Origin of the sequence: Flavobacterium xanthum (assembly GCF_900142695.1) — a bacterium.
GTDB classification, from domain to species: domain Bacteria; phylum Bacteroidota; class Bacteroidia; order Flavobacteriales; family Flavobacteriaceae; genus Flavobacterium; species Flavobacterium xanthum.
Map to the genome: position 1 here is coordinate 1 of NZ_FRBU01000087.1, position 2162 is coordinate 2162.

2 protein-coding genes are annotated in these 2162 nt (G+C 28.4%); both read right to left on the reverse strand.

What is annotated here, in order from left to right; all coding sequences use genetic code 11:
• Window positions 1-57: 57 nt before the first annotated feature.
• A complete protein-coding gene (locus BUC11_RS16450; protein WP_245793954.1) occupies window positions 58-657 on the reverse strand; it encodes a BREX system ATP-binding domain-containing protein in 600 nt (199 codons plus the stop codon).
• Window positions 654-2057 (reverse strand): tellurite resistance TerB C-terminal domain-containing protein, encoded by a 1404-nt coding sequence (locus tag BUC11_RS16455; RefSeq protein ID WP_073355785.1) that lies wholly within the window; start codon window positions 2055-2057, stop codon window positions 654-656. The genes BUC11_RS16450 and BUC11_RS16455 overlap by 4 nt, the downstream gene beginning before the upstream one ends.
• Window positions 2058-2162 lie beyond the last annotated feature (105 nt).

Here is a 2162-nt window from a genome sequence, read left to right on the forward strand (position 1 = left end):
CTCTTCTTGTTCTTGACATAATTCTGCTAATTTAAGGTTTTTAATCCTATCTTAAATTCACACAAAAAGTTGTACGTTTTTTGGGGAGCAGCATACTTCATAATATTTCATTATTACCGTTCCGAAATCAAAACTTCCAACTTCAGTTATTTCACTTATAGTTTTCATCAGGTTTTTTTGAATTAAACCTAAATATTGTTCATCTCGAATCGATGTTAACGAAATATTACTTTCTTCAGAAGTTTTAGTAATTACCTGATCAATCCATTTTTCCAGTAAAGTTGGCAAAGCTCCCCCTTCAGGTTTTGTTTGAATTGCTATATTGTCCATTATTGTCGAATAAAGCATTACACCTTTACCATCATTTGAATATAGCCGATTGTCTGGTGTAAAATCAGCATTAGAAACAACAAATTTTTGTTTTAAAGCAACCGTATTAAGAACATGAAGCATAAAGGATTTTCCTGAACCAAAGTCTCCTATCCAGAATTTCGCCATACTATGTCCATTCTTAACATCTTCTAAAGCTGTTACAAAGGAAGCAATTTCTTCAGAACGTCCTACAGTAATATGCTGAACTCCAATCTTAGGAACAACACCTCCTATCAATGAATTTATAATTGAAGTCGCTTCTTTGGGTTTAATGTTATCTATCATTTTGCTAAAAGTTTTTGGTAATAATCATAATTTATAGTGTAATATTCTTCATCTTCTTCAATTAAAAGATCATCAAGATTCTCAAAACATATTTCATTAATATTTTCTATTAACTGGTTCTTAAAGGCTCCTTTAGATTTTGCAAAATTTTCAAATTCACTTTGAAGTATTGAAAAATTATTTTTAAAAAAAAGCTCTAATGTTGAAGTATGAATTGGTTTAAAAACAAAATCTTTTGAATATATTGATACTGTCTCTTCCATTTTACCTTGATCTATACTAATTTCAATTTGCTCCTCTAATTCTGCTTTATTCTCTATATCTTCCAAATTTTCATCTCTTAAAAATTCATTCAATAGCTCTACTGTACTAGAATGCTGCTGCTGGACTTCCTTAATAAGAGATTTATCAAGTTGAATTTTTTTGCGTTTAACTGCATATACCTTTGGAACTGAATTAAGTGCCTTTCCCAAATCCTTATCATGTATAAATTCACTAACTATCCTTTCAAAATTCTCAAGCTGAATATTTTCTTTAAAAAGGCTTTTTTGTATAGTTTTTGTTAATTGTTTGTTATCAAAAGTTATTGACTTTAAATCATGATCAAGATAATGTATATATAGTGACAAAGCATCTTCTTGATTATATTTTGCAATAAATTTAGAACCTTCAAAAAAGATATTTTCAACTGAAGGATTTTCTTTGTTTAATTTTCCTAATTCAATAATTTGATCCAGAAACTCTTTTGAGTTTTTATTGAAACTGGAACTAATTTCTTTAAATTTAGTTTTCCAGCGTGTTGTGTTCTGAAGGTTGAGTTTTATTTCTGTTTCTTTATCAGGTAAATTTATTTTTGAAATTAATACTAAATGAATCTGGGCAATTTTACTAATTAGCTTTGTTTCAAATTCTTCTTTTGCATCTAAAGATGATGCATAGGGATCAATAGTTATTTTTCTTTTATGACCAAAGTGTTCTCTTACCGTATTTTCGCAAAATTTAAAAATATTAGTATGAAACTCATTCTCGCAAGACTGTATGGCGTGCTTGTAATTATTACTGCCTTTCCTATATCTAAAATGTTTTCTAACTACAACATCTGCAATTTCTTCAAATTCTATTTCAATTGATGAACCATTATTAACATATATCTGTTTTAAATTATTCATTGTTGCCAGATAAAGTCTAATTACTTCAATACAGCAATATTCAATATTTACAAAATTATTACTCGAATACCATATTTTATCTAAAACGCTTGTTTCGTCTTTTGTGAGATTTAATTTTTTCTTGTATTTGTTTCTCCATTCAAATGTCGAATAATTAACTTGAGTATATTGATAATCATAATGATCTTCCCTCAATCTGGCAACGCCATCAACATCTCCCACTTGTACCATTTTTTTAATTGGTGGATTCAATTAATTAATGCGAATTCCTGATTATTGTTTAATAATTGTAAATATACTTCATTTGGAGAATCAAATTGATGCCTTTTCCGAGGT

Bases quoted from the DNA above. Each gene is read 5' to 3' on its own strand.
- BUC11_RS16455 (WP_073355785.1), bottom strand. From the start codon at position 2,057: ATGGTACAAGTGGGAGATGTTGATGGCGTTGCCAGATTGAGGGAAGAT.
- BUC11_RS16450 (WP_245793954.1), bottom strand. From the start codon at position 657: ATGATAGATAACATTAAACCCAAAGAAGCGACTTCAATTATAAATTCA.